Source organism: Rhizobium croatiense, from assembly GCF_019793465.1.
Taxonomy (GTDB): domain Bacteria; phylum Pseudomonadota; class Alphaproteobacteria; order Rhizobiales; family Rhizobiaceae; genus Rhizobium; species Rhizobium croatiense.
In genome coordinates this window covers 171,113-195,356 of the sequence record NZ_JAILYJ010000009.1, presented here as the reverse complement: position 1 = coordinate 195,356, position 24,244 = coordinate 171,113, and the positions used below count along the sequence as shown (strand labels likewise).

Genomic DNA, 24,244 nt, shown 5'->3' with positions numbered 1-24,244 from the left:
GCGGACGGTCGGCGTTGCCGGCCGTTCGAACTCTCAAAGGTTTTGTTCAATGGCTTCTTCCAGACTGGCGTTCGAGAACATCTCCAAGCAATTTCCCGGCGTCAAGGCGCTCTCCGAAGTCTCGTTCGACGTTGCGCCGGGCGAAATCCACGCGCTTCTTGGTGAGAATGGTGCGGGCAAATCAACGCTGCTGCGCATCCTGTCCGGCGTCTTTCGCCCGACAGAAGGCGAAGTGAAGGTTGACGGCACTGCTCATCATTTCCGCAAGCCGGAAAGCGCCCGTCAGGCCGGGATCGCAATGATCCATCAGGAGCTGCAGCAGGTGCCGCATTTGACCGTGGCCCAGAACATGTTTCTCGGTCATTCCCTGACCCGCTTTGGCGGCGTCATCGTCAACCGCCGAGAGCAGGAACGTCGGGCCGCGGAGGCTTTGGCAACGATCGATCCGTCGATCAACCCGGGAGCCCCGATCTCCTCCCTAAAGGTCGCGCAGCGGCAGGTCGTCGAAATTGCACGCGCGCTCCTCGACCGGGCGAAGATCATCGCAATGGATGAGCCGACGTCGAGCCTGACGCCCAGCGAATTCGACCGATTGGCCAAAATCATCGAAGCGCTGGCCGCAGGCGGGGTCTCGATCATCTACGTGTCCCACAAGATGGATGAGGTGTTCCGCGTCTGCCAGCGCGCAACTGTCATGCGCGACGGCAAGGTGGTCGGCGCCGGCATCGATCTCGAGAACACGGCGTCCGAGGCGATAATCGCGATGATGGTCGGCCGCCAGCTCACGGCTGACGAACATCATTCGCATGCTACGGATAGCGTCAGCGTCGAAGTACGAAACCTCTGCACACATCGCATCCGCGACGTCTCGTTCGACCTCCGAAATGGCGAAGTCCTTGGCGTGGCGGGACTTGTCGGCTCCGGCCGAACCGAACTTCTGCGCGCGCTTGCAGGCGCCGATCGGGTGACGTCGGGCATCGTCACGATCGACGGAACCGCGCTTGCGCTTTCAGGCCCCCGTGCGGCGATCGCGGCTGGCATCGGACTCCTGCCCGAGGAGCGCAAGCGCGAGGGTATCATTCCCGGACGTTCGGTCGTGAGCAACATGGCGCTGCCGTCCATGTCGCGGTTCGCGAAGGCGGGAATCATCAACCAAAGCGAACTCAGGCGTTGCGCCGAAGACCTCTTGAAGCGGGTGAACCTCAAGCCGTTCCAACTAGACCGGCAGATCAACCTCTTCAGCGGCGGCAACCAGCAGAAGGCGATTATCGCCCGTTGGCTTGCCGCCGGCTCGCGCATCCTTCTGTTTGACGAGCCGACCCGCGGTATCGACGTCGGAGCGAAGTCGGAAATCTACCATTTGATCGAAGGCCTCGCGGCAGAGGGCCATTCGGTGATCGTCGTCTCCTCCGAACTTCCGGAAGTGATGAGAGTGTCCGACCGGGTACTCGTCATGCGCAACGGCGCGATCGCCGCAGAGCTGCGCCGCGATGAGTTCAACGAAGAAACCATCGTTTCCCATGCGGTCGGCACTGCCGACAGCCGCGGCGCGGGTGATCAACAGGAACAGCCTCATGTCTGACAATGTCCAGGATTCAGCGATGTCATCGCGCAAACTTTTCGGGTCGTTCTCCGTGCGTGACGCCGGTACGATGATCGGCCTGGCGGCCATCGTCGCGATCTTTGGCCTGTTGGCTCCGGACTTCCTTTCGCAGAGGAACCTGTTGAACATCCTCCAGCAGTCGAGCATCAACGCGTGTCTTGCACTCGGCATGACCCTGGTGATCATCTCGGGCGGCATCGATCTCTCCGTCGGTCCGAGCGCCGCGATTGCCGCGGTGATCACCGCCACGCTGCTGGTGGCGGGTGTTCCGGTTCCGCTCGCCATTCTCGCTGGCTTGGGCATTGGCGTACTCTGCGGTCTCGTCAACGGCCTGCTCGTCGCCTATGCCGGCCTGCAGCCGTTCATCGTCACTTTGGGCACTCTCAGCACCTATCGAGCCATCGCCCTGATCTACACCGGCGGCAATCCCGTGCTCGGTGTGCCGCAAAGCTTCCGCGCGCTCTTCAATGGGGCGCCGGCGGGTATTCCGAATCCTGTCGTCATGGTCGCCTTTGTCGCCTTGCTTGCCTGGATACTTCTCAAGAAGACGCCCCTCGGCGAATATCTTCTGGCCGTGGGCGGCAACGAAGAAGCAGCCTACATCGCTGGTGTCCCCATCGCGCTGACAAAGATCACTGCCTACGTGATCTCGGGTGTGCTGGCCGCTCTCGCCTCGATGATCCTCATCGGCCGCCTCGGTGCCGCTGAGCCCATCCTCGGCAATCTGTGGGAATTGGACGCGATCGCGGCGGCAGCCATAGGCGGGGCTTCGCTGATGGGTGGCAAAGGCAGCATTGTAGGGACCATCCTCGGTGCAATCATTCTCGGCGCAATGCGCAACGGGCTCACGTTGATGAATGTCCAGGCATTCTACCAACTTCTCGCCACTGGCCTTATTATCCTTGTCGCGATGATGATCGATCGCGTCACAAGGGGACAGGGATGAATTCTGCAGATGATCTCAAGGCGGTAGGTCCGCGCATCCGAATGATGATGCCGCAACTTACCCCCTTGGAGGCGCGTGTCGTGGACACTGTGTTTGGACTAAGGGACTTTTCGGAAGAAACGGCGCTCAGGGACCTGGCGGCAGAGGCTGGAGTGTCCGAGGCTATGGTCGTCAAGATCACCAAGAAGCTCGGCTTTAATGGTTACCGTGATTTCCGTTCGGCGGTGTCGAGCTACAACAGGCTTCCCACTGCCGAAATGCACCAGGAGCTGTCAGTGGAGGACAGTTCGAGGGAGATCATCCAAAAGGTTTTCCGCACGTCAATTCAGGCGCTCGAGGAGACGCTCGCCATCCTGGATGTCGATGGCTTCGACCGCGCTGCCGACTTGCTGGCGAAAGCAGGCCAGCGTGATTTTTACGGTGTTGGCGGCTCTGCTCAGATCGCGAGAGACGTTGCACACAAGTTTTTGCGGATCGGCGTGCGAGCGAATGTTGAGGACGATTCGCACATGATGCTCATGTCCGCGTCGCTTCTCGGGCCGAATGACATCGCCATCGGGTTCTCCCATTCAGGAAACACGACCGCCACCATCGACGCAATCCAACTCGCACGGAAGTCGGGAGCCCGAACGATAGCCATCACCAACTACGGCGGTTCGCCGCTGGCCCAGATTGCCGACATCGTCCTCTGTTCGACCGCGCAGGGGTCGCCGCTGATGGGCGAGAATGCAGCTGCGCGGATCGCTCAGTTGAACATCCTCGACGCGCTGTTCGTGGCGGTTGCGCAGAGAAATTATGACGCAGCAGAAAAAAATCTCGAAAAGACGATGGCCGCTGTCACGTCAAAACGTAAGGACAAGCTCGGATGACTTCCGCATCTCCCTCCGTCGTCGTCTTCGGCAGCCTGCACTATGACATCATGGTGCATGGCCCTGCGCGTCCACGGAAGGGAGAAACGGTCACAGGAGACCGGTGGTTTCCGAAGTGTGGCGGCAAGGGCGGCAATCAGGCTGTTTCGGCAGCAAAGACCGGAATTCACTCGGTGATGATTGGGGCGGTTGCCGAGGATGATTTCGGGCGTGCCCTGACTGACAACCTTGAACGCAACAACGTCGATCATCGGTTTGTAAAACGGCTAGGTGGGATGGCAAGCGGCATGAGCGTTGCTATCTTTGACAGTGAGGGCGACTATGGAGCAGTTATCGTCTCCGGAAGCAACTTGACCCTCGGCCAGTCGGACGTCGACACGGCTGCGGAAGCCTTCGCCGAAAGCGCTTTGTTGATATTGCAAAACGAAGTCCCTGACTCCGCCAACGTGGCGGCGGCCAAGGCGATGAAGGCCGTCGGAGGTAAAGTGGTTCTCAACGCCGCGCCGGCGCGGCCTCTCTCCAGCGAGCTCGAAAGGTTGGTCGACATCTTGGTGGTCAACGCCATTGAGGCCGAGCAACTGGCGGATCTCCCGGTCGTGGATACCCTGGCAGGTGCGGCAAGCGCCGCAAAGCAGCTGGCCGGAAGATTCCCGGTCGCCGTCGTGACCGCCGGGGGCGAGGGGGTCGCCTGCGCCACGCAGCACGGTGAGGAGTTTTTCATCGCGGCAATCAAGGTGAAGCTGGTAAGCACTCACGGTGCAGGAGACGAATTCACAGGGGTCCTTGCCGCAGAACTTGCTCGGGGAAGGGACATACGGGCGGCGATCGGTGCCGCCAACCAGGCTGCCGCTGCTCTGGTCAGTACGCCGCGCGCCGACTGACGGCGAACAGCAGGTCCATTTCCGCTATATCGCGGATAGGTTCGCAGTGGCGGTCAATGCGGCAGGCCCCAATCTCCGTCGAATGCTGCGGAGTTCCTGAAAAAAGCCGGACGCTGGGTGCATCCGGCTTTGAAAGGCCCGGGCGGCGGGAGGTGCCGTCATGGGAGGAGGAGAGGAATGTCAGAACGCGTTATGCTTTTCGTTCAGCGCCTTCACCTCTTCGCCTTCGCGCCGCAGCGCTGATATCGTCGAGGCCACAGACACGATGAACATGACGCTGATAAGGGCGGTGAGTACTGTCAAGATCGTGAACATGGGCATTCCTTTCCTGGGGAGTTGCGTTCTCGCCCCTAGTACTGGCCCAGTACGGCCGTGCGGGCCGAAGCATAGGGGCCATAAACCTTGGAGGTATCGACCTTCTGATCGTAGAGAGCGACAGTTGCGGTGAGCATGCCCGTGACCATGACCATCCAGAGCACGTTAATCATCGTAATCTTGCCGGGCATTTTAGTCCTTCCTGCCGCGCTTTGACGCATTTCTGTGTCGGTTGAGTGAACGCATCCGCTTGAATATGGTTCCGCCGGATGTTGAGCGGGTGTTTACCAATGGCGATCTGAAGCCTCCTTGAATGTCTCGTTCATCTGGCGTTCAGATTCGAAATTCGTTTCGCTCGCGCAGCCGGCCCTGGGCGCGCACGATCGCGGCATGTTCGGCAAGCTCCGGCCGCACCCAGCTCACCTCGTAGCGGTCGGCGAAAAAGCCATAGGCCATTTCGGCGGCGAGAGAGAAAAGGACGGCAAGCGCAACGAGCACGATCAGCATGGACATGGTCTTTCGGGAAACGCCGGACGCCGGAATGGCTTCGGCTGCCTTGATGATCCGAGTTAAGCAGGTTCTGTCTGAAACAGCCTTGAATGGCATGTTCATTCGCCGTTCAGCCGTGGGAAACGGCGGGGCAAATCACTTGCGGCAAGGCAGCATCCATGACAAAAGGCGTCAAACCAACGGCCGAGCCAGATGACGACAGCTTTTTATCCTGGGTCCTTCGACCCGATCACCAACGGACATGTGGATGTTCTGGTCCAGGCCCTGAACGTCGCTGAAAAGGTGATCGTGGCGATCGGCATCCATCCCGGCAAGGCACCGCTCTTTTCGTTCGACGAGAGAGCCGAGCTGATCCGCCTTTCCCTGGCGCAAGCGCTGCCCGGCAAGACCAGCGACATCACCGTCGTCGCCTTCGACAATCTGGTGGTCGATGCCGCCCGTGCCCATGGCGCAACGCTTTTGATCCGCGGCCTTCGCGACGGTACCGACCTCGATTACGAAATGCAGATGGCCGGCATGAACAGGGCGATGGCGCCCGACATCCAGACCATCTTTTTGCCGGCGGGCACGGCTTCGCGGCCCATTACCGCCACATTGGTCCGCCAGATCGCCGCCATGGGCGGCGATGTCAGCGCTTTCGTGCCGGCCGCCGTCTTGCAAGCCCTCACATCCAAGCGCCCGAACTAGCAAGTAAGAAGTCTCGCAAGCGCAAAGACCAGGCGGAACTCGCCGCAACGGAGCCCATATGAAACTCTTTTATCTCGCATTTGCCGGCGTGCTGTATCTGGCCTCCTTCGCGGGCGATGCCTTCGCCCAGGCGGCCGATCACTATCTCACCGTCCAACTGAAGGACGGCCCTGTCGTCATCCAGTTGATGCCTGATGTCGCGCCGAAGCACGTTGCCCAGATCGAGGCGCTGGCCAAGAAGGGCGAATACGACAATGTCGCCTTCCACCGCGTCATCGAGGGCTTCATGGCCCAGACCGGCGACGTCAAATACGGCAACATGGAAAAGGGCTTCGATGCCGGCCTTGCCGGCACCGGCTCCTCCGATCTGCCCGATATTCCGGCTGAGTTCTCCAAGACCCCGTTCGTGCGCGGCACGGTCGGCATGGCCCGCTCGCAGGATCCGAATTCCGCCAATTCGCAGTTCTTCATCATGTTCGCCGACGGTTCCTTCCTGAACGGCCAGTATACCGTCGTCGGCAAGGTCGTTTCCGGCATGGAGAATGTCGACAAGATCAAGCGCGGCGAAGGCCAGAACGGCGAAGTCAAAAATCCCGACCGGATGATCAAGGTCACCCTGGGCAAGAAGTAAGTTACGAAACAAACAAGAGGAGAAGGCAATGGCCGAGATCAAGGATCCCGAAAACACCATCATTCTGGAAACCACCAAGGGCAAGGTTGTCATTCAGCTGCTGCCGCAGGTCGCTCCGGAGCACGTCGCCCGCATCAAGGAACTGGCCCGCGAGAAAGCCTATGACGGCGTCGTCTTCCACCGCGTCATTCAGGATTTCATGGCCCAGACGGGCGATGTCGAATATGGCAAGAAGGGTTCCGAAACCTTCAATCCCGGCCGGGCCGGCATGGGCGGGTCCTCCAAGCCGGACCTGAAGGCTGAATTCTCCGCGACCTCGCATGTTCGCGGCACTTGCTCGATGGCCCGTTCGCAGAACCCGAACTCGGCCAACTCGCAGTTCTTCATCTGCTTCACCGACGCGCCGTGGCTGAACAAGCAGTATTCCGTCTGGGGGCAGGTGATCGAAGGCATGGACAATGTCGACAAGATCAAGCGCGGCGAACCGGTTTCCGATCCGGACTCGATCGTCTCGATGCGGGTTGCCGCCGACGTCTGATTGTGATTTCTGCTGAAACCCGCCCTTGCGCGAAAGCGCGGGGCGGGTTTCGCTTTGCCTGAAAGTACCTCGATGCGCGTGGACCTTTTCGATTTCGACCTGCCGGATGAACGCATTGCGCTGCGGCCTGCCGAGCCGCGCGACAGTGCGCGCCTGCTCGTCGTCGATCCCGATGCGGAGAGCGCGCTCTCGGATCATCATGTCTGCGATCTGCCGTCGTTTCTGCGGGCAGGCGACGCGCTGGTCTTCAACGATACCAAGGTCATTCCCGCCCAGCTCGAAGGCATCCGTCATAGGGACGGCGCCGGCGGCCAGCAGGTGTCGGCAACGCTGCATATGCGCATCGGCCCCAGCCGCTGGAAGGCCTTTGCCAAGCCCGGCAAACGCATCAAGGAGGGCGACCGCATCGCATTTGGCCATTCCGGCGAAAGCTGCATGATCGGCTCGCTCGATGCGACGGTGGAGGAAAAGGGCGAGGCGGGCGAAGTGACGCTCGCCTTCGATCTGTCCGGCCCGGCGCTCGACGAGGCGATCGCCGCCGTCGGCCATATTCCGCTGCCGCCCTATATCGCCGCCAAGCGTCCCGAGGACGAGCGCGACCGCGCCGACTACCAGACGATCTATGCCCGCGAGGAAGGCGCCGTCGCCGCACCGACCGCCGGCCTGCATTTCACGCCTGATCTGTTTGCGGCGCTGGATAAGGCCGGCATCGAACGCCATTTCGTCACCCTGCATGTCGGCGCCGGCACCTTCCTGCCCGTCAAGGCCGACGATACCGACGATCACAAGATGCATCTTGAAAGCGGCTATGTCAGCGGTGAAATCGCCGCCCGGCTGAATGCCATCAAGGCAAGGGGCGGGCGCATCGTCTGCGTCGGCACGACCTCGCTGCGGCTCATCGAAAGTGCGGCTGGAGAAGGCGGAGAGATCAAACCCTGGGCCGGCGCCACCGGTATCTTCATTACGCCCGGCTATCGTTTCAAGGCGGTCGACATGCTGATGACCAATTTCCACCTCCCGCGCTCGACGCTGTTCATGCTGGTCTCGGCCTTTTCAGGCTTTGAAACCATGCGCGCGGCCTATAAACACGCCATTTCCACGGGCTACCGCTTCTACTCCTACGGCGACGCGAGCCTTCTTTTCCGGAAAGACAGATGACCGAGAACTTCCAATTCACCCTTGACAAGACCGATGCCGGCGCCCGCCTCGGCGTAATCTCCATGCCGCGGGGCGAAATCCGCACGCCGGCCTTCATGCCAGTCGGCACAGTCGGCACCGTCAAGGCCATGTATCTCGAGCAGGTGCGCGAGACCGGCGCCGATATCATTCTCGGCAACACCTATCACCTGATGCTGCGCCCGACCGCCGAGCGCGTCGCCCGCCTTGGCGGCCTGCACAAGCTCATTCGCTGGGAACATCCGATCCTGACGGATTCCGGCGGCTTCCAGGTCATGTCGCTCTCCGGTCTGCGCAAGCTCGACGAACAGGGCGTCACCTTCAAATCGCATGTCGACGGCAGCCTGCACCATATGTCGCCGGAGCGCTCCATCGAAATCCAGGGGCTGCTCGGCTCCGATATCCAGATGCAGCTCGACGAATGCGTGGCGCTGCCGGCCGAGCCGAAGGAGATCGAGCGCGCCATGGAAATGTCGCTGCGCTGGGCCGAACGCTGCCGGGTCGCCTTCGGCGAGCAGCCGGGCAAGGCGATGTTTGGCATCGTCCAGGGCGGCGATATCCCGGCGCTGCGCATCCGCTCGGCCGAGGCGCTGAGCCAGCTCGACCTCAAGGGCTATGCGGTCGGCGGCCTTGCCGTCGGCGAACCGCAGGACGTCATGCTGCGGATGCTGGAAACGACGCTGCCCGTGCTTCCTGTGGAAAAGCCGCGTTACCTCATGGGCGTCGGCACGCCTGACGATATCCTGAAATCGGTCGCCCGCGGCATCGACATGTTCGACTGCGTCATGCCGACCCGTTCCGGCCGCCATGGTCTCGCCTTCACCCGCCGCGGCAAGGTCAATATCCGCAACGCCCGCCATGCCGAGGATATGCGTCCGCTCGACGAACAGTCGAACTGCCCGGCCTCGCGCGAGTATTCACGCGCCTATCTGCACCATCTCGTCCGCGCCAACGAGGCACTCGGCGGCATGCTGCTCTCCTGGCACAATCTCGCCTACTACCAGGAACTGATGCAGGGCATTCGCAAGGCGATTGCCGAAGGCCGCTTCGCCGATTTCATGGCGGAGACGATGGAGGAATGGGCGAGGGGCGATCTCGATCCGGTGTAAGACTAGCTCGCTCCCGCGGGAACCTCGGATGCTGGTCTCGGCGCAACCATTGATTTGAGCTTTTTGCGCACTGGCTCGTCGAAATGAATGGCGACGATGCCGGCCATGATGAAAATCGCTATCACGACGACCATACCGGCGCCCGGGGAGGCCGTGAGGTCAAAGCCCTTTTGCCGCAGTCGATGCAGCAACTCGAAGATGGGCGCGTGCAGGATATAAATCGGGTAGGAAATGATCCCCAGCCAGCGGAATGCCAGCTCGACAAGGCCGGTCTGCCTCGTGCGCATTGCGACCCAGACAATGGCCGGGAAAATCGTCAGGCATATTAAAAGATCAAAATAGGGAAAGCCGTAGAATGTGCTGGCGGGTATATTCGTGATCACAATCAGGCAGCCACAGAGGAAAATGCCGATGGTATTGCCTCTATTGACCGCATTCGGCGGCCGAACCTCGTACAACCTGTGAAGGCAGATCCCGAGCGAGAACGAGAACAAAATTCTCGAGAAGCCAAATCCGAAGTAGCCCGCCTGATGGCCAATGTCGAAATTGGCTCCAAGGGCTCCGTACAAGGTGATACCCGCTGCTCCGAGGGCGATGGCGAGCAAGATGGTGGACGATAGTCGTACCAGAAGAACGGGAAACAGCACTCCAGCCCAGAGTTCGAAGAAGAGCGACCAACTCGGCCCGTTTAACGGAAAGGCGCCGCCCGTGCCCGCGTTTGGAATAAACAGAAACGCCCTCAGCAGATGGCCGGCCAGGGTGGGGTAATCGAAGCCGAATTGAATTGCATAGCTGACAAGGCCAACAGGAAGAGAAAGCAGATAGACAGGATAAAGCCGAATAATGCGCTGCAGCAGAAATCTCGCGGGCGAAATCTGTCCCGTTGCCAGCTGCCTTTCGTATGAATTTGCAAGAACGACGCCGCTCAAAAGAAAGAAAAGGTCCACGGCGAGATAGCTGATATTGACCGGTATCGGGCCGAGCGTGCCGCCAGTATGTAGGAACATGACCATGATGGCCGCGATTCCTCGCAACGCTTCAAGAGCCGTGAAAAATCGCTTGCCAGTATTCAACCTGCCAATCCCCCGCTGGCGGTTTTTTACTCCAGCACGATTTCAAAATAGTTAGTGCAACGAATCCAAGTGCTGGGTAGTGTGATCCAGCCAAGAACAGGGCGTCAGATGCCGTTGCTGTTGGCATCCGGCATGATCGGCAAGCCGCTCACCCGGAACTGAAGCAGGATCCGCAAGGCGATCGCTGAAGGCCGCATCGGCCTGCACCTTTGGTGCGCTCAGTAAATCAGCGGGTGGGGGTGCAACTTCCGGCATCGGGGTTTGGCGCGGCCAGCCTGAAGATCGCTCCATTGCGGTATGGACGGATCAGGGCCACCATCGATGCCTCAAACGCGGCAAGGTCCAGCTCGACCAGCAGTCCACTAGAAAGAATGCTCACCATCTCCTTGGGATGCAGAGCACAACTTAATCTGAAAAAATATACTCAATCGTCTAGATGCCTTTGCTGTCGGCATCCGGCATGATCTGCACGCCGTTGATCCGGTAGCTGCCGTCCGGCTGTCGGGTCATCTGGTAGATCGCCGTCCAGTCCTTGCCGTCGCGGCCTGATATCAGCACCTCGTGGTAGATCAGCGCGCCGTTGTCGATCGAGCGGCTGCGGCCGAAGGCGTAGTTGCCGGGGTGATAGACCGGCTCGTAGCTCTTCTTGACCATGGAGAAGAACAGGTTCTTGTCGGGATACATCGCCTTGATACCGGGAGCGGCGAAGGAATAGGCGGTCTCGGCATCGTCCTTGAGGAAGGCTTTGATCTGTTCCTCGATCATCGTCCGCGTCGTGTCGATCGGATCTTCGGCGCGGGCCGAGACGGCGGAGAGGAGGGACGCGGCACACAGAATGACAACTGCGAAGAGGGCGCGCATGGGTTGATCTCCAGCTCTATCGGGGAATGATCCCCGATAGAGTGGAAGTGTAGGCCATTTCCAGCGCAAGGAAAGCGGACTTTACGACCAGCGCCGGAAGAGGGCGCTGGCATTCACCCCGCCAAAACCGAAACCGTTGGTGATGGCATAGTCCATCGCCAGCGTCCGCGCAGTCTTGCCGACGATATCGATGCCGTCGGCATCAGGATCGGCCTCATCGAGGTTGCGGGTCGGCGGCGCGATCTGGTCGCGCAGCGCCAGGATGGTGAAGATCGCCTCCAGCCCGCCGGCGGCCCCGAGCAGATGGCCGGTCGCCGATTTCGTCGCGCTGATGGCGATGGCGCCATCGCGGCCGAAGACGGTGCCGATCGCTGCGATCTCGCCTTTGTCACCGACGGGTGTCGAAGTTGCGTGCGCATTCAGGTGTTTGACCTCGGAAGCGGGGATCTTCGCCTGCCTGAGCGCGGCCTCCATTGCCCGGCGCGCGCCGTCGCCGTCTTCGGGGCCTGCGGTCATGTGGTAGGCATCCGCCGCCGTGCCGTAGCCGACGAGTTCGGCGAGCGGCGTCGCCCCGCGGGCAAGCGCATGCTCCAGTGTTTCGATGACCAGGATGCCGGCGCCTTCGCCCATGACGAAACCGTCGCGCGCCGTGTCGAAGGGCCGGGACGCCAGCTCCGGCGTCTCGTTGAAGCCGGTGGAAAGGGCACGCGCAGCGGCAAAGCCGCCGAGGCTCACCTTGTCGATGCAGGCCTCGGCACCGCCGCAAATCGCCACATCCGCTTCACCGGAATGGATCAGCCGCGCCGCATCGCCAATTGCCTGGACGCTGGCCGCACAGGCCGTTACCGGAGCGCCGAGCGGCCCCTTGAAGCCGTAGCGGATGCTGACCTGGCCGGCGGCGAGGTTGACGAGGAAGGAGGGCACGGTGAAAGGCGACAGCCGCCGAACGCCGCGCATTTCGCCGATCCGCACCGCTGCGGCGATCGCCGGGAAGCCGCCGATGCCCGACGCGATGATCGTTGCCGTGCGCTCGCGCTCACCTTCGTCAGTGGGCATCCAGCCGGCTTGCCTCACCGCTTCCTCCGTCGCCGCCATGGCGAAGTGGATGAAGCGGTCCATCTTCTTCTGGTCCTTCGGCGTAATGTAACGGTCGGGATCAAAACCGGCCTCAGCATCTTCCGCGATGCCGGGAACGATGCCGCCGACCTTGGCCGAGAGTTCGCCGACGATATCCTCCGCCAGCACCCGCAGCCCCGAACCGCCGTCGAGAAGGCGCTTCCAGGAAGGCTCGACGCCCGTGCCGAGCGGCGAGACAAGTCCCATGCCGGTGACAACGATACGATCCATTCTTTTGTCCTTTCTATGCGTCGATGCCGAGGTACCAGGCGCGCATGCGGGCGATCCGCTCGTGCACCTCGTCATCGGCGGCGGGACCTGCAAGCAGGCTGGTGTTTTCGGGTGTCACTTGTTCGCCGGTCCGCGCGTCGACCAGCATCGTCTGGCGCTCTTTGCCTGAAGCGGCATCGCCCAAGAGAAAGGCGAGGTCCTCTTCCGGGATATGCCGGCTTCCCCAGGAAAACAGCGTCATCAGAACAGGAAAGAAATCACGGCCCTTGTCCGTCAGCAGATATTCGTAGCGGGCAGGGCGCTGACGGTAGAGCCGCCGTTCGAACAGCCCCTTTTCCGTCAGATGTTTGAGCCGTCGCGTCAGGATGTTCGGCGCCACGCCGAGGCTCTTCTGGAATTCGTCGAAGCGCGAAAGCCCCTGAAAGGCATCGCGCAGGATCAGCATGCTCCACCAGTCGCCGACGCTGTCGAGCGCACGTGCTGCCGGGCATTTGAATTGGCTGAAGCTAGTCCGTTGCATGGGGATGTCACTACAGCAGTGACTATCATCATGCAAGTTACTTCTGTCGCGGGCCGCTTTTGAAAAAACGGGCGCGCAGGGTGCCGGTGACGCATGCCAGTTACGCGGCAAACAGCAGCGCGCGCCACTTATCGCGGCGGAATCTCAGGCAAGGCCGAGCGGCAGGTTTTCCGGTTTCCTGTCGGCCCCATAATCGCGCTCATGCGGCGAGCGGCGGCGGCCGTCGGAGCGCGAGGAAAGGTCGATACGGTTTTCGGCGAAGATCCCGTCGGGATAGGTGCCGGTATCATGGCACTCGGCGTCGGTCTTCGGAGCAAGGATTTTCAGGATCATCGGGGTGTCCTCCACGGCGCAGCATCAACACTCGGAAAGGCCGCATGGTTCCAACTATAGAAGCTGAATTATTAATAAATTAACCATAAATTTCGGCCGAGGGTAAGCCGCTGCAATCTCGGCACGGCATGCACCCCGATGAAATGGTATCGTCGCTGGAACTCCCGATGTTGCTCGCCGTTGATCTGGCATGAACACAGGAGGTTTCCATGCAGTTGATCGATACACGCGTGACACAGTCCGGCGACTTCTTCACCGTCGAATTCCTGGGCGAGGGAGGAGAATCGGTTTTCGTCAAAATCGATAATTCCCATGGTGAGCTCGACAGCTCGACGGCGCTCGACCACGCCAAGGTGATGATGGTTCAGCTGACCGCCTTTCCCGGCCGCGGCGCCGACGGCAGCATCAACCGTTACGACGCCTTGAGCAACGGCAACTTCGACGAAGGCAGCAAGGGTTTGAAAGGCCAGCCGAGCGCGCGTTCGACCCATGACAGTGAAACGCTGGAAGAGGAGCTGAACGAAGGCCTCGAAGATAGCTTTCCGGCAAGCGACCCCGTTTCGGCAACCGTTTCGTCTATACCCGCCACCGCGCCGAGGCATTGATCTCCGCAGACCCTGCCGCTGGCCGCCCCCATTTTCGGGGGCGGTCTGCGCCTGCATGACGGATTGATGTCAAAACTGAAAAACAGCTGAAAACCGCGGATGTCTGATTGACATGCGAGCCTTCTAGAGAGGGTCCGAGAAGGGAGCGTCCGTGACGCGCTTCCCAGGTCTCGGAGACGCGCCCTCATGAAAATCATTCAGATCACCGACACCCATTTCAGCCCGAACAAGCCGCATTTCAACGGCAATTGGGCGCCGCTTCTGAGCTGGATCGAAGCGACCGGCGCCGATCTGATCGTCCATACCGGTGATCTCACCGTCGACGGCGCCGACAAGGACGAGGACATCACTTTTTCGATGGATCTGATGCGGCAAGTGTCGATCCCGATGCTGATCGTCCCCGGCAATCACGATGTCGGTCACTTCAGGGAAACCGACCAGCCTGTCAATGCCGAGCGGCTGGCCCGCTGGCGCAGCCTTGCCGGTGACGATCGCTGGCTCGAGGATGCGGCCGGCTGGCGCTTCATCGGCTTGAATTCGCTGCTTCTCGGTCATGAGGATGACGAGGAAGAGGCCCAGTTCGAGTGGCTCGCCAAGGCGCTCGAAGACAGGGCAGGGCGGCGCGTGGCTCTCTTCGCGCATAAGCCGCTGTTCGTCGATGCACCCGATGAAGGCGATACCGGCTACTGGAGCGTTCGCCCGGCTCAGCGCCGGCGGCTTTATAATCTGATCGCAGCCCATGACGTGGCGCTGTTTGCCAGCGGCCACCTCCACTGGGCCTGGCAGGGTCGATTCGACAATACCCAGCTGACCTGGGGTCCGTCGGCTGCCTTCATCATCGACAAGATGGAGCGCGAGATGCCGGGCGAGCGCCTGATCGGGGCCGTCGTGCATGAGTTCGATACATCGGTCGAAAGCCAGATCGTCGCCGTTCCCGGCATGACCGCGCATGTGCTCGACGATGTCGTGCTCGAGGTCTATCCCCAGGCGGTCAAACAGCGGGAACCTGTCGAATGAGCGCGCTCTCGCTGCGCGGCATCACCAAGGCCTTCGGCGGCAACCAGATTCTCAACGGCGTCAGCCTCGATGTCGGGGCCGCTGAATTCATCGCCCTTGTCGGCCCCTCGGGCTGCGGCAAGAGCACGCTCTTGCGCGTCCTTGCCGGCCTCGACCATGCCGACAGCGGCGAAATCCTGATCGGCGGGAAAGATATGTCCGGTGTGGCGGCCGCCGAGCGCAACATCGCCATGGTCTTTCAATCCTACGCGCTTTATCCGCATTTGACGGCGTCTCAGAATATCGCCGTGCCGCTGGCGATGCGCCGGCTCTCAAGGATGCAGCGGCTGCCCTTCATTGAATCGCTGATACCGGGCCAGCGCGCCACCCGTGCGGCGATTGCCCGCGACGTCCGCGATATGGCGACCTCGCTGAAGATCGACCATCTGCTCGACCGCAAACCCGGCCAGATGTCGGGCGGCCAGCGCCAGCGCGTGGCGCTCGCCCGCGCCATGGTGCGCCAGCCGAGCATCTTCCTGATGGATGAGCCGCTGTCCAACCTCGACGCCAACCTGCGCGTTCACGCCCGAGGCGAAATCGTCGACCTGCATCGCCGCGCCGGCGTGCCGACGCTCTATGTCACCCATGACCAGGCAGAAGCGCTGTCGATGGCGGACCGTGTCGCCGTGATGATGGGCGGCCGATTGCTGCAAATCGCAAGTCCTCAGCTCATCTACGACGATCCCGCCCATATCGAGGTCGCCCGCTTCATCGGCCAGCCGCGCATCAACCTGCTTCCGGCCTTTGCCGAAGGCGGCGTCATCCTCTGCGGCGGCCTGCGGCTAACGCTCGGGAATGCGCCCGCGGCAAAGACGCCGGTGACACTCGCCATTCGTCCGGAATTCGTCTTTCTTTCCAAGAGCCGACATGACGGCCTTGCCGCCCGGATCGAACGCGTCGAATTTCTGGGGTCCGAGGTTATCCTCCATTGCCGGCTCGACGCGATCGGTGAGACCGTCATCGCCAAGGTACAGCCGTCCGAAGCCTCCGGGCTTGCGGCCGGCGATGCCGTGGGGCTTCGATTGTCGCCCGGCCGGACGCTCATCTTTGCCGAGGACGGCAGCCGGCTGGCGGGCTTCGTCGCCGGTAGTGATGCCGGGCTCAGCTCCGCTGATGCCGGGCTCAGCGCTGCTGATGCCAGGCTTGCTGGTAATGCCGATGCCCAGCGGGAGAGGGCGCATGGCTAGCTTCGCCTCCATGGCCATCCCTGATCATTCCGCCCTTGCTCATCGCCGCAGCGAGGCCCGCATCGCCTGGATGCTGGTGCTGCCGGCGATGATCCTGCTTTTTCTCTTCGTGCTGTTGCCGGTCGCGGCTGTCGTCGTGCTCGGCTTTACCGACTTCGAACTCGGCTACGGCAAGTTCCGCTTCGTCGGCTTCGAGAATTACGCTCACCTGATCACCGACCGCACATTCCGCAAGTCGCTATGGAATACGACGGTCTATACGGCAATCGTGGCGCCGGTCTCGATCCTGCTCGGCCTCGGCATCGCCATGCTGATCGAGAGCGAGACCGCGGCCCGCAGCTTCTTCCGCACCGCCTATTTCCTGCCGGTCGCCTCGCTGATCGTTGCCATGGCGACCGTCTGGCAATATATGTTCCACCCGACGATCGGCCCGCTCAATGCGTTGTTGGCGCTGGTGGGATTGCCCGGCCCGAACTGGCTCGGCAGTTCCGGCACCGTGCTTTACAGTCTGTCGATTATCGGCGTCTGGCAATCGGCCGGATTCAACATGGTGCTGTTCCTGGCCGGCCTGACCGCGATCCCGCGCGAGCTTTACGCCGCAGCGCAAGTGGACGGCGCCAAATCCTCGCTCGACCGTTTCCTGCTGGTGACCTGGCCGATGCTCGGGCCAACGACGCTCTTCGTCATCACCATCAGCATCACCAATGCGGTCAAGGTTTTCGAGACGGTCAAGACGCTGACCGAGGGCGGCCCGAACAAGGCGTCGGAAGTGCTGCTCTTTACCATCTACCAGGAAGGCTTCGTCTATCTGCGCGTCGGTTATGCCTCGGCGATGACCGTGGTCTTCCTGCTGATCCTCGTGGTGCTGATGTTCCTGCAGTACCGCATTCTCGATCGCCGGGTGCATTACACATGACGGCAAGCGCTTTTTCCCTCGGCAGGCTCATCCGCCTGAGCCTGCTTTCCCTTGGGGCGATCATCTTCCTCGCCCCTTACATCTTCATGATCTCAGCGGCCGGCAAGACGCAGAGCGACATCTTCACCTCGTCACTGTCGCTCATCCCGACGCATTTCGCCTATGCCGAGAATTTCGCCAAGGCCTTGAGCCGGGTGCCGATGGCGCGGCTCCTGTGGAACGGCGTCGTCGTCTGCGGGCTGATCTTCCTCTTTCAGGTGCTGGTGGCCATCCCCTGCGCCTACGCCATGGCGAAGCTGCGTTTCGGCGCGGCGCGGGCCATGATGGTGCTGGTCATGCTCGGACTTCTCGTGCCGATCCATGCGACCGCGCTGCCGCTTTATGTCGCCTTCGACCGCGCCGCGCTGCTCAACAGCTATGCCGCGCTCATAGCGCCCTTCACCATTTCGGTCTTCGCGATCTTCATGTTCCTGCAGTTCTTCCGTGCCATACCCGACGATCTCATCCATGCCGCCCGTCTCGACGGCATGTCGGAGCTCGGCATCGTCGCCCGCGTCATTGTGCCGAATGCCTGGCCGGCGGTCACTGCCTTCGCCATCTTCTCGGTCGTCGCCCATTGGAACGATCTCTACTGGCCGTTGATCGTCATCAGCAAGCAGGACTATGCCACGCCGCCGCTCGGGCTGATGTATTTCCGCGCCGCCGAGGCCGGCGACGACTACGGCGCGCTGATGGCGGCGACCCTCATCATTACCCTTCCCCTCGTCGCCGCCTTCCTGCTTGCGCAGAAGCGTTTCGTCGAGGGCATCACCATGACCGGTCTCAAAGGCTGACCGGCTTCAACCAGGAGAACGAGCGATGAAACGTATCACCCAGCTTCTCGCCGCAGCGGCCGTATCGATGGCAATCGCGCTTCCCGCGCATGCCGAGACGACGCTGACGGTTCATTACCCGATGCCGGGCTTCTTCAAGGACGTGATGGACACGATCTCGAAGAAGTTCATGGCTGAGAACCCCGATATCAAGATCCAGTTCGCCAGCCCCTCGGCCACCTATGAAGAAGGTATCCAGACGATCCTTCGTCAGGTCGGCACCAGCGAAATGCCCGATATCACCTTCATCGGCCTGAACCGCCTGCGCATGCTCGACGAACGCGATGTCGCCGTCGACCTCGGCCCGCTCGTCAAGAAAGACGGCAACATGGCCGAGCAGGGCTTCTCCGACACGATCCTCAAGCTCGCCCAGGTCAAGGGCAAGCAGGTGGGCCTCGCTTTCGCGACCTCCAACCCGATCATGTATTACAACGCCGATCTGGTGAAGGCGGCCGGCGGCAACCCTGACAATCCGCCGAAGACCTGGGACGAGGTCATTGCGCTCGGCGGCAAGATCAAGGCGCTCGGCAACGGCGTCGACGGCATCGATTTCCGCTGGCAGGGCGACGACTGGATGTTCTCGGCGCTGCTCTTCGGCGCCGGCGGCAAGATGCTGAACGACGACGAAAGCAAGGTCGCCTTCAGCGGTCCGGAAGGTCAGAAGGCCGTCGACGTCCTGCATCGCCTGGTCACCGAGGGCGGTATGCCCGTCTTCACCAAGCCTGCCGGCGAACAGGCTTTCGCCGCCGGCAAGGTCGGTTTCGAATTCCAGACCACAGGCGCGCTGCGCAACACGATCAAGAATGTCGGCAAAAAGTTCGACCTGCGCACCGCCAAGATCCCGCTGATCGATCCGGTGAATGGCCGTCTTCCCACAGGCGGCAACGCCGTCGTCATCCTGACCCATGACGCCGCCAAGCAGGACGCCGCCTGGAAGTTTGCCAAGTTCGCCGCCGGCCCCTACGGCGCTTCCGTCGTCGTGCCCGGCACCGGCTATGTGCCGAACAACGAGCTTGCCGCCAAGTCGCCCGAATATCTTGGCGATTTCTACAAGCAGAACCCGCTGTTCCAGGCTGGCCTCAGCCAGATGCCGGTCATGATCCCCTGGTATGCCTTCCCCGGCTCCAATGGTGTCAAGGTCACCCAGACGATCGTCGACAATCTTTCGCGCATCGTCGACCAATCGGCCGAGCCGAAGGAAGCGCTCGACGACGCGGCCGCCGACGTCGAGGGCATGCTGCCGCGCAGCTGATCGCTTTCCGCGTCAGAAGAACGGGCCGCCACGCCGAGCGCGCGGCGGCCTTTTATTTCCGGGTGGTTTAGATGGCGCGCACCGTGCCGCCGCGGCGCAGCGTATAGGCGACGTCGAGGTGGCGGGCAGGGGCTGCATTCTCCGCCATGTCGAGCAGCAGCGAGGCAGCCGTCGCGCCCATGCTGGCATCCGGCATTTCAATGGTTGTCAGCGGCGGATCGATCAGCCGACCGATGGCGATGCCGTCGAAGCCGGCGACCGAAACATCCCCCGGCACCGACAGCCCCTCGCGCTTCAGCGCGCCGATGACGCCGAGCGCCAGAAGATCGTTGGAGGCGATAATCGCCGTCGGCGAAAGCGAGGTCATCGCCGCACTGAGATCGAGCTGGTCATAGGCGCCGACGAAGGAGATCTGGATCGCGTCAAGCGACGTCAGGCCGTTCTCGGCCATGGCGTCGAGGTAGCCCTGGTAGCGAAGACGAGCGCGATCGGAGGCAGCAAAATTGCCGGAGAGAAAGAGAATGTGGCGGTGGCCCATGCCGATCAGGAACGTCGTGATCTCCCGGCCGGCGCCGCGATTATCGGCCGTGACGGCCGCCGGAAACTGCGCCGTCGGCAGGTTGTTGAGAAGCACGGTCGGCGGCAGCTTGGGCAGCAGCGCCTCGCTCGTCGACGGGTCGCAGACGGTGAGGATCAGCCCGGTCGGCCGGTCATTCAGAAGTGCGGCGACGGCATCGGCCTCGCGTGCCGGATCGTAATTCGACTGGGCGATCAAGACGCCATGGCCGGCGACCAGCATACGATTCTGGATGCTCGACAGCGACGAGGCAAAGACGGGATTGGTGATGCTCGGGATCAAGACGCCGATTACCGGTCTGCGCCCGAGCCGCCCGACAGCATGGGCGGCCGGGCGATAACCGAGTTCGGCAGCGGCACGGCGCACCTTGCGCACCATCAGATCGCTGGCCGGCCCGTTGCGATTGAGAACCCGGCTTGCGGTCGCCAGCGAACATCCTGCCCGGAATGCGACTTGCTGCAATGTCGCCATCGAATGCGCCCCCCTGGTGACAGCGTCGAAGCGCCATCCTTTAGTCGGGCTCTATGACAGTGATCTGACAATTGACGAGATGTGGGGAATTCATCGGGAATGACGATGGAAGCCGCTGTCATAAGATTTAAATATCAAAATCTTATGCGAAAATTCTAAGATTTCTATGGAGCTCCCGCGAGCTCTAACCGAATTGTCTGCGTCTTATCCGTTCACACATGGAAGTTGAAGCGATATGCAACTTATGGAATGGTCGGTCAAAGCCATTTCCTCTCTTCATGCTCATCGCCTGGATAAGAATGTCTCCCAAACAAATGCAATGCGCCGCCGCTTGGCGGTTTCTCGCGACGGTCTGCCTTGTCGCAATTTTCGCATCGCCGACCTATGCCGACACGCCGTCCACCCCCTGGCCGCAAACGCAAAGCGACATTCAAGCCGATTCCAATGTCCATTTCGGCGTGCTCGCCAATGGCATGCGCTTTGCAATCATGCGCAACGCCACGCCATCAGGACAGGCCGCGATCCGCTTTCGCATCGGCTCCGGCTCACTCGAGGAAAACGACGACCAGCAGGGCCTGGCGCATGTTCTCGAGCACATGGCCTTCAAAGGTTCGACGCATGTCGCCGAAGGCGAGATGATCCGTATCCTTCAGCGCAAGGGGCTGGCTTTTGGACCGGACACCAACGCCCATACCTCTTATGACGAGACTGTCTATGCACTCGATTTGCCCGAGGTCGATCCAGACACGGTTTCCACGGGCCTGATGCTGATGCGAGAGACGGCGAGCGAGCTGACCCTCGATGCCGGCGCCCTCGATCGCGAGCGCGGCGTCATCCTGTCGGAAGAGCGGCTGCGCGATACGCCGCAGTACCGCGCGGGGCTTGCAATCATGAATTCATTGCTCGCCGGCCGGCGCGTGACCATGCGCCCGCCGATCGGTAAAGCCGATATTATCAGCAATGCGCCTGTGGACCTCGTCCGCGATTACTACCGGGCCAATTATCGGCCCGATCGGGCGACGCTGATCGTGGTGGGCGACATCGACGCCGCTGCCATGGAAATCGAAATCCGGCAGCGCTTCGGCGACTGGAAGCCCATAGGACCGACGCCTGCAAGTCAGGATACGGGCGTGCTGCAGACGAAAGGCGAAAGCGCGGACGTCGTCGTTGTTCCCGGCGGCATGACCAGCGTCCAGATCGCCTGGACGCGCCCTTATGACGCCGCGCCCGACACCTTGGGCAAGCGCCGCACCCAGCTTATCGAAGATCTCGGTCTGATGGTGCTCAAACGCCGGGTCAGCATCATCGCCAGCAAGGCGGACGCGCCTTTCATCAGCGCCGGCGTCGGCTCCCAGGATCTTCTCGATTCCGCTCATGTCGTCCTGGTCACGGCGAATTCCGAACCGGGCAAATGGCAGGCGGCACTCGGGGCCATTGACCAGGAACAGCGTCGTATTCAACAGTTCGGCGTTGCCCAGGCCGAGATCGATCGCGAAATCCTCGAATACCGCTCGGCCTTGAAGGCTGCTGCCGCCGGAGCCGCGACGCGCACGACCACCGACATCGCTTCGGCGCTGGCTGGCAGCGTCGATGACAATCAGGTCTTCTCGTCGCCGGCCGACGACCTCTCGCTGTTCGAGACGGTGACGAACGGCGTCACCGCAGCCGAGGTCAATCAGGCTCTGCAGCGTGCCTTCTCCGGCAATGGTCCGCAGATCGTGCTCCAGACCGCCCAATCGCCGCAGGGCGGAGCCGACGCGCTCCGGCAGGTCTATTACGCTTCCAACGCCATTGCCGTGTCGGCGCCGTCCAGTGCAGCCGATGTCGCCTGGCCCTACACCCATTTCGGCGCGCCGGGCGCTGTGGTCGAACGCCGCGCCGTCGAAGATCTCGGCCTGACCATGGTGCGCTTTTCCAACGGTGTACGGCTTACCGTCAAGCCAACCAAGCTGCGCGCCAATGAAGTGCTGGTGCGCGAGGATATCGGCCGCGGCCGGCTGGACTTGCCGCATGACCGTCCCCTCCCGATCTGGGCATCGCCGGCGGTCGCGCTGTCGGGCGTGAAGGCCATGGATTACCAGGATATGCAGAAAGCGCTGACCGCCAACATCGTCGGCCTCGACGTCTCGGTAGGCGACAGCTCCTTGAAGCTCGACGGTCGTACGCGGACTGAGGATCTGGCGACGCAATTGCAACTCATGACGGCATACACCTCCGATCCCGCATACCGCCCCGAGGCGTTCAAGCGGGTACAGCAGGCCTATTTGAGCGGCCTCGATCAGTATGAGGCCACCCCTGGCGGCGTTGTCAGCCGTAACCTCGGCGGTCTCGTCCACTCCGGCGATCCGCGCTGGACCTTTCCCGATCGCGCCCAGTTGTCCGCCGCCAAGTCGGACGATTTCGAGGCGCTGTTCCGGCCTGTGGTGTCCAATGGCCCGATCGATATCACCATCGTCGGCGATGTGACGGTGGACGACGCCATCCGGCTGACAGCTGAAACATTTGGCGCTTTGCCGCCACGCCCGGAGGCGGCGCCGAGCAATGTTTGGAGTAATGTGCGTTTTCCGGCGGCCACCGAGAAGCCCGTTCTGCAGACCCATAATGGAAGGGGAGATAGCGCCGCCGCCGTCGTCGGGGCTCCCATCGGCGATTTGCTCTCCGATCTCCCGCGCTCCTTCACCGCCAATGTTGTCACCCAGATTTTCCAGAATAGGCTGACCGACCAGTTTCGCATTGCAGAAGGGGCAAGCTACGCGCTGGAGGGCGACGTCAATCTGTCGAGGGAAATTCCCGGCTATGGCTACGCCTATTTCTATGTCGAGACGGATCCAGCAAAGCTCGCGCGCTTCTATGCGCTTGTCGACGAGATCGCCAATGATCTCAGGTCGCATGATGTCTCCGCCGACGAGCTCGCATGCGCTCGCGAACCCATCATCGAGACACTGAAGCACCAGCGGCAGGGCAACGAATACTGGATTGAATATCTGCGCGGCGCCCAGACGGATCCGCGTCGTTTGGACCGCATACGCGGAAATCTCAGCGGCTACGACGAGGTTACGGCCTCAACTATCCGCGAATTCGCCACAACCTATTTGAGCCAGGAAAAATTCTGGAAATTTGAAGTGCTGCCGGCGGCGGTAAGGTAGTGTCTTGAACCGAAGCCCCTAAATTGGACGTTGCCGGGGAGGAGACACCGTCCCGGCCGTTGAGCAGCAGCTCAGGCGCGGCGTTTGACCACCCGCATGTTCATCTCCGAGCGAAGCGTGAAGCCTTGCGCCTTGTAGAGGGAAATTGCGGAGGTGTTCCCCGCATAGACATGCAGATAGGCCGTGGCGCCGCTTAAAGCGATTTCGCCGGCAACGAAACGGAACAGCAGGGTGCCGAGGCCACGCCCCTGGAATTCGGGATGGGTGCAAAGCCCACTCAGTTCGATGAAACCGGTCTGCCGCATACGCTGCCCGGCCATCGCCACCAGACGGCCTTCATGCCTGATGCCCCAGAAGCTGCCGAGGCTCTGGGCGCGCAGGGTGAACGGCCCGGGTCTGGTCAAGCTCGCCAGATCAAGCATGTCGGCGGCGTCGGCCTCGGTCAGCGGCTGAATGCGGGAATCCGAAATCCTCTCATGAGGCCGCTCGGCAACCATCTGGGTCACCGGCGCCTCCATGACGACGGCAAGACCCGGTGAAATGGCAATCGGCCCGGCCTCGACGAGATACATGCGCTCTTCCGCTGACGGCAGCTTCTCCAGGGCATCGAGGCTCTCAGGGCTATCGTCGGCAGAGGCCGCGAAGGGGACGATGGAGGGCGGGTATCGCCGTGCGTAACTGTTGCCTTCGGCAAGAGCGGCATGCGTGGTTTTGAGCGCGCTCCAGATCGGCCGGTCAAGCACATGATTCATCGTCTTTCTCT

At 61.7% G+C, this 24,244-nt stretch carries 26 protein-coding genes; 16 read left to right on the top strand and 10 right to left on the bottom strand.

Annotated elements, in window-relative coordinates; genetic code table 11:
* Nucleotides 1–49 precede the first annotated feature (49 nt).
* The 4 genes from K6M89_RS16675 to K6M89_RS16660 are packed head-to-tail and all read left to right on the top strand — an operon-like array spanning nt 50 to nt 4,299.
* A complete protein-coding gene (locus tag K6M89_RS16675) occupies nt 50–1,582 on the top strand; it encodes a sugar ABC transporter ATP-binding protein (protein WP_222140191.1) in 1,533 nt (510 codons plus the stop codon).
* On the top strand, nt 1,575–2,549 hold the full coding sequence (locus K6M89_RS16670) for an ABC transporter permease (RefSeq protein WP_097579286.1): 975 nt from the start codon (nt 1,575–1,577) through the stop codon (nt 2,547–2,549). The genes K6M89_RS16675 and K6M89_RS16670 overlap by 8 nt, the downstream gene beginning before the upstream one ends.
* On the top strand, nt 2,546–3,418 hold the full coding sequence (locus K6M89_RS16665) for a MurR/RpiR family transcriptional regulator (RefSeq protein WP_097579287.1): 873 nt from the start codon (nt 2,546–2,548) through the stop codon (nt 3,416–3,418). The genes K6M89_RS16670 and K6M89_RS16665 overlap by 4 nt, the downstream gene beginning before the upstream one ends.
* On the top strand, nt 3,415–4,299 hold the full coding sequence (locus K6M89_RS16660; RefSeq protein ID WP_222140190.1) for a ribokinase: 885 nt from the start codon (nt 3,415–3,417) through the stop codon (nt 4,297–4,299). The genes K6M89_RS16665 and K6M89_RS16660 overlap by 4 nt, the downstream gene beginning before the upstream one ends.
* A 180-nt stretch (nt 4,300–4,479) precedes the next feature.
* On the opposite strand, the gene K6M89_RS31495 is transcribed toward K6M89_RS16660, so the two are convergent.
* The 3 genes from K6M89_RS31495 to K6M89_RS31875 all read right to left on the bottom strand — a co-directional run bounded on the left by K6M89_RS31495 (nt 4,480) and on the right by K6M89_RS31875 (nt 5,226).
* The gene (locus tag K6M89_RS31495; protein WP_281428477.1) at nt 4,480–4,614 is read right to left on the bottom strand and encodes a hypothetical protein; all 135 of its coding nucleotides are present in this window, start codon (nt 4,612–4,614) and stop codon (nt 4,480–4,482) included.
* Between the two features lie 35 nt (nt 4,615–4,649).
* Complete coding sequence (locus tag K6M89_RS16655; RefSeq protein WP_003539654.1) at nt 4,650–4,805, bottom strand: hypothetical protein; 156 nt, start codon at nt 4,803–4,805, stop codon at nt 4,650–4,652.
* Nucleotides 4,806–4,947: 142 nt separating this feature from the next.
* Nucleotides 4,948–5,226, bottom strand: a complete 279-nt coding sequence (locus K6M89_RS31875; protein ID WP_222140189.1) for a hypothetical protein — start codon at nt 5,224–5,226, stop codon at nt 4,948–4,950.
* Between the two features lie 90 nt (nt 5,227–5,316).
* Here K6M89_RS31875 and coaD point away from each other — a divergent pair, with 90 nt between their 5' ends.
* The 5 genes from coaD to tgt all read left to right on the top strand — a co-directional run bounded on the left by coaD (nt 5,317) and on the right by tgt (nt 9,265).
* Complete coding sequence (gene coaD / locus K6M89_RS16645; RefSeq protein WP_097579290.1) at nt 5,317–5,811, top strand: pantetheine-phosphate adenylyltransferase; 495 nt, start codon at nt 5,317–5,319, stop codon at nt 5,809–5,811.
* Between the two features lie 58 nt (nt 5,812–5,869).
* On the top strand, nt 5,870–6,442 hold the full coding sequence (locus tag K6M89_RS16640) for a peptidylprolyl isomerase (RefSeq protein WP_097579291.1): 573 nt from the start codon (nt 5,870–5,872) through the stop codon (nt 6,440–6,442).
* 28 nt (nt 6,443–6,470) lie between these two features.
* Nucleotides 6,471–6,980 carry a peptidylprolyl isomerase gene (locus K6M89_RS16635; protein WP_010029525.1) on the top strand — a complete coding sequence of 170 codons (510 nt, stop codon included), beginning with the start codon at nt 6,471–6,473 and terminating at the stop codon, nt 6,978–6,980.
* A gap of 72 nt (nt 6,981–7,052) precedes the next feature.
* The gene (queA, locus tag K6M89_RS16630) at nt 7,053–8,138 is read left to right on the top strand and encodes a tRNA preQ1(34) S-adenosylmethionine ribosyltransferase-isomerase QueA (RefSeq protein WP_222140188.1); all 1,086 of its coding nucleotides are present in this window, start codon (nt 7,053–7,055) and stop codon (nt 8,136–8,138) included.
* A complete protein-coding gene (gene tgt, locus K6M89_RS16625) occupies nt 8,135–9,265 on the top strand; it encodes a tRNA guanosine(34) transglycosylase Tgt (protein ID WP_222140187.1) in 1,131 nt (376 codons plus the stop codon). The genes queA and tgt overlap by 4 nt, the downstream gene beginning before the upstream one ends.
* A 2-nt stretch (nt 9,266–9,267) precedes the next feature.
* Here tgt and K6M89_RS16620 read toward each other — a convergent pair whose 3' ends face one another.
* The 5 genes from K6M89_RS16620 to K6M89_RS16600 all read right to left on the bottom strand — a co-directional run bounded on the left by K6M89_RS16620 (nt 9,268) and on the right by K6M89_RS16600 (nt 13,399).
* A complete protein-coding gene (locus K6M89_RS16620; protein ID WP_222140186.1) occupies nt 9,268–10,338 on the bottom strand; it encodes an acyltransferase family protein in 1,071 nt (356 codons plus the stop codon).
* 432 nt (nt 10,339–10,770) lie between these two features.
* Complete coding sequence (locus K6M89_RS16615; protein WP_097579296.1) at nt 10,771–11,199, bottom strand: DUF4864 domain-containing protein; 429 nt, start codon at nt 11,197–11,199, stop codon at nt 10,771–10,773.
* A gap of 81 nt (nt 11,200–11,280) precedes the next feature.
* On the bottom strand, nt 11,281–12,546 hold the full coding sequence (gene fabF, locus K6M89_RS16610; RefSeq protein ID WP_222140185.1) for a beta-ketoacyl-ACP synthase II: 1,266 nt from the start codon (nt 12,544–12,546) through the stop codon (nt 11,281–11,283).
* Between the two features lie 13 nt (nt 12,547–12,559).
* Nucleotides 12,560–13,066, bottom strand: a complete 507-nt coding sequence (locus tag K6M89_RS16605) for a winged helix-turn-helix transcriptional regulator (protein ID WP_222140184.1) — start codon at nt 13,064–13,066, stop codon at nt 12,560–12,562.
* A gap of 144 nt (nt 13,067–13,210) precedes the next feature.
* Entirely contained in the window at nt 13,211–13,399 is a 189-nt protein-coding gene (locus K6M89_RS16600) for a hypothetical protein (protein ID WP_222140183.1), read from the bottom strand.
* Between the two features lie 209 nt (nt 13,400–13,608).
* On the opposite strand from K6M89_RS16600, the gene K6M89_RS16595 reads away from it, so the two are divergent.
* The 6 genes from K6M89_RS16595 to K6M89_RS16570 all read left to right on the top strand — a co-directional run bounded on the left by K6M89_RS16595 (nt 13,609) and on the right by K6M89_RS16570 (nt 19,287).
* Nucleotides 13,609–14,004 carry a hypothetical protein gene (locus K6M89_RS16595; RefSeq protein WP_097579300.1) on the top strand — a complete coding sequence of 132 codons (396 nt, stop codon included), beginning with the start codon at nt 13,609–13,611 and terminating at the stop codon, nt 14,002–14,004.
* A 186-nt stretch (nt 14,005–14,190) separates the two neighbouring features.
* Nucleotides 14,191–15,021: a metallophosphoesterase family protein gene (locus K6M89_RS16590; RefSeq protein WP_222140182.1), complete on the top strand. Its 831-nt coding sequence runs from the start codon at nt 14,191–14,193 to the stop codon at nt 15,019–15,021.
* Nucleotides 15,018–16,247 (top strand): ABC transporter ATP-binding protein, encoded by a 1,230-nt coding sequence (locus tag K6M89_RS16585; RefSeq protein ID WP_222140181.1) that lies wholly within the window; start codon nt 15,018–15,020, stop codon nt 16,245–16,247. Before K6M89_RS16590 ends, K6M89_RS16585 begins: the two co-directional genes overlap by 4 nt.
* Nucleotides 16,240–17,163: a carbohydrate ABC transporter permease gene (locus K6M89_RS16580; protein WP_222140180.1), complete on the top strand. Its 924-nt coding sequence runs from the start codon at nt 16,240–16,242 to the stop codon at nt 17,161–17,163. The genes K6M89_RS16585 and K6M89_RS16580 overlap by 8 nt, the downstream gene beginning before the upstream one ends.
* Complete coding sequence (locus K6M89_RS16575; protein ID WP_222140179.1) at nt 17,160–17,996, top strand: carbohydrate ABC transporter permease; 837 nt, start codon at nt 17,160–17,162, stop codon at nt 17,994–17,996. The genes K6M89_RS16580 and K6M89_RS16575 overlap by 4 nt, the downstream gene beginning before the upstream one ends.
* Before the next feature lie 25 nt (nt 17,997–18,021).
* Entirely contained in the window at nt 18,022–19,287 is a 1,266-nt protein-coding gene (locus K6M89_RS16570; protein WP_222140178.1) for an ABC transporter substrate-binding protein, read from the top strand.
* 67 nt (nt 19,288–19,354) lie between these two features.
* Here the strand turns inward: K6M89_RS16570 and K6M89_RS16565 are convergent, their stop codons facing one another.
* Complete coding sequence (locus tag K6M89_RS16565; RefSeq protein WP_222140177.1) at nt 19,355–20,335, bottom strand: substrate-binding domain-containing protein; 981 nt, start codon at nt 20,333–20,335, stop codon at nt 19,355–19,357.
* 299 nt (nt 20,336–20,634) lie between these two features.
* Here K6M89_RS16565 and K6M89_RS16560 point away from each other — a divergent pair, with 299 nt between their 5' ends.
* Nucleotides 20,635–23,481 carry a M16 family metallopeptidase gene (locus tag K6M89_RS16560; RefSeq protein WP_246642495.1) on the top strand — a complete coding sequence of 949 codons (2,847 nt, stop codon included), beginning with the start codon at nt 20,635–20,637 and terminating at the stop codon, nt 23,479–23,481.
* A 71-nt stretch (nt 23,482–23,552) separates the two neighbouring features.
* Here the strand turns inward: K6M89_RS16560 and K6M89_RS16555 are convergent, their stop codons facing one another.
* Complete coding sequence (locus K6M89_RS16555; RefSeq protein ID WP_222140175.1) at nt 23,553–24,233, bottom strand: GNAT family N-acetyltransferase; 681 nt, start codon at nt 24,231–24,233, stop codon at nt 23,553–23,555.
* Nucleotides 24,234–24,244: the final 11 nt, after the last annotated feature.

Coding starts and splice junctions, on each gene's coding strand:
- K6M89_RS16635 (WP_010029525.1), top strand. CDS start 6,471: ATGGCCGAGATCAAGGATCCCGAAAACACCATCATTCTGGAAACCACC.
- K6M89_RS16605 (WP_222140184.1), bottom strand. CDS start 13,066: ATGCAACGGACTAGCTTCAGCCAATTCAAATGCCCGGCAGCACGTGCG.
- K6M89_RS16585 (WP_222140181.1), top strand. CDS start 15,018: ATGAGCGCGCTCTCGCTGCGCGGCATCACCAAGGCCTTCGGCGGCAAC.
- K6M89_RS16590 (WP_222140182.1), top strand. CDS start 14,191: ATGAAAATCATTCAGATCACCGACACCCATTTCAGCCCGAACAAGCCG.
- K6M89_RS31875 (WP_222140189.1), bottom strand. CDS start 5,226: ATGAACATGCCATTCAAGGCTGTTTCAGACAGAACCTGCTTAACTCGG.
- queA (WP_222140188.1), top strand. CDS start 7,053: ATGCGCGTGGACCTTTTCGATTTCGACCTGCCGGATGAACGCATTGCG.
- K6M89_RS16655 (WP_003539654.1), bottom strand. CDS start 4,805: ATGCCCGGCAAGATTACGATGATTAACGTGCTCTGGATGGTCATGGTC.
- K6M89_RS16575 (WP_222140179.1), top strand. CDS start 17,160: ATGACGGCAAGCGCTTTTTCCCTCGGCAGGCTCATCCGCCTGAGCCTG.
- K6M89_RS16600 (WP_222140183.1), bottom strand. CDS start 13,399: ATGATCCTGAAAATCCTTGCTCCGAAGACCGACGCCGAGTGCCATGAT.
- K6M89_RS16615 (WP_097579296.1), bottom strand. CDS start 11,199: ATGCGCGCCCTCTTCGCAGTTGTCATTCTGTGTGCCGCGTCCCTCCTC.
- coaD (WP_097579290.1), top strand. CDS start 5,317: ATGACGACAGCTTTTTATCCTGGGTCCTTCGACCCGATCACCAACGGA.
- K6M89_RS16560 (WP_246642495.1), top strand. CDS start 20,635: ATGTCTCCCAAACAAATGCAATGCGCCGCCGCTTGGCGGTTTCTCGCG.
- K6M89_RS16555 (WP_222140175.1), bottom strand. CDS start 24,233: ATGAATCATGTGCTTGACCGGCCGATCTGGAGCGCGCTCAAAACCACG.
- K6M89_RS16565 (WP_222140177.1), bottom strand. CDS start 20,335: ATGGCGACATTGCAGCAAGTCGCATTCCGGGCAGGATGTTCGCTGGCG.
- K6M89_RS16675 (WP_222140191.1), top strand. CDS start 50: ATGGCTTCTTCCAGACTGGCGTTCGAGAACATCTCCAAGCAATTTCCC.
- K6M89_RS16640 (WP_097579291.1), top strand. CDS start 5,870: ATGAAACTCTTTTATCTCGCATTTGCCGGCGTGCTGTATCTGGCCTCC.
- fabF (WP_222140185.1), bottom strand. CDS start 12,546: ATGGATCGTATCGTTGTCACCGGCATGGGACTTGTCTCGCCGCTCGGC.
- K6M89_RS16670 (WP_097579286.1), top strand. CDS start 1,575: ATGTCTGACAATGTCCAGGATTCAGCGATGTCATCGCGCAAACTTTTC.
- K6M89_RS16660 (WP_222140190.1), top strand. CDS start 3,415: ATGACTTCCGCATCTCCCTCCGTCGTCGTCTTCGGCAGCCTGCACTAT.
- K6M89_RS16570 (WP_222140178.1), top strand. CDS start 18,022: ATGAAACGTATCACCCAGCTTCTCGCCGCAGCGGCCGTATCGATGGCA.
- K6M89_RS16580 (WP_222140180.1), top strand. CDS start 16,240: ATGGCTAGCTTCGCCTCCATGGCCATCCCTGATCATTCCGCCCTTGCT.
- K6M89_RS16595 (WP_097579300.1), top strand. CDS start 13,609: ATGCAGTTGATCGATACACGCGTGACACAGTCCGGCGACTTCTTCACC.
- K6M89_RS31495 (WP_281428477.1), bottom strand. CDS start 4,614: ATGTTCACGATCTTGACAGTACTCACCGCCCTTATCAGCGTCATGTTC.
- K6M89_RS16665 (WP_097579287.1), top strand. CDS start 2,546: ATGAATTCTGCAGATGATCTCAAGGCGGTAGGTCCGCGCATCCGAATG.
- tgt (WP_222140187.1), top strand. CDS start 8,135: ATGACCGAGAACTTCCAATTCACCCTTGACAAGACCGATGCCGGCGCC.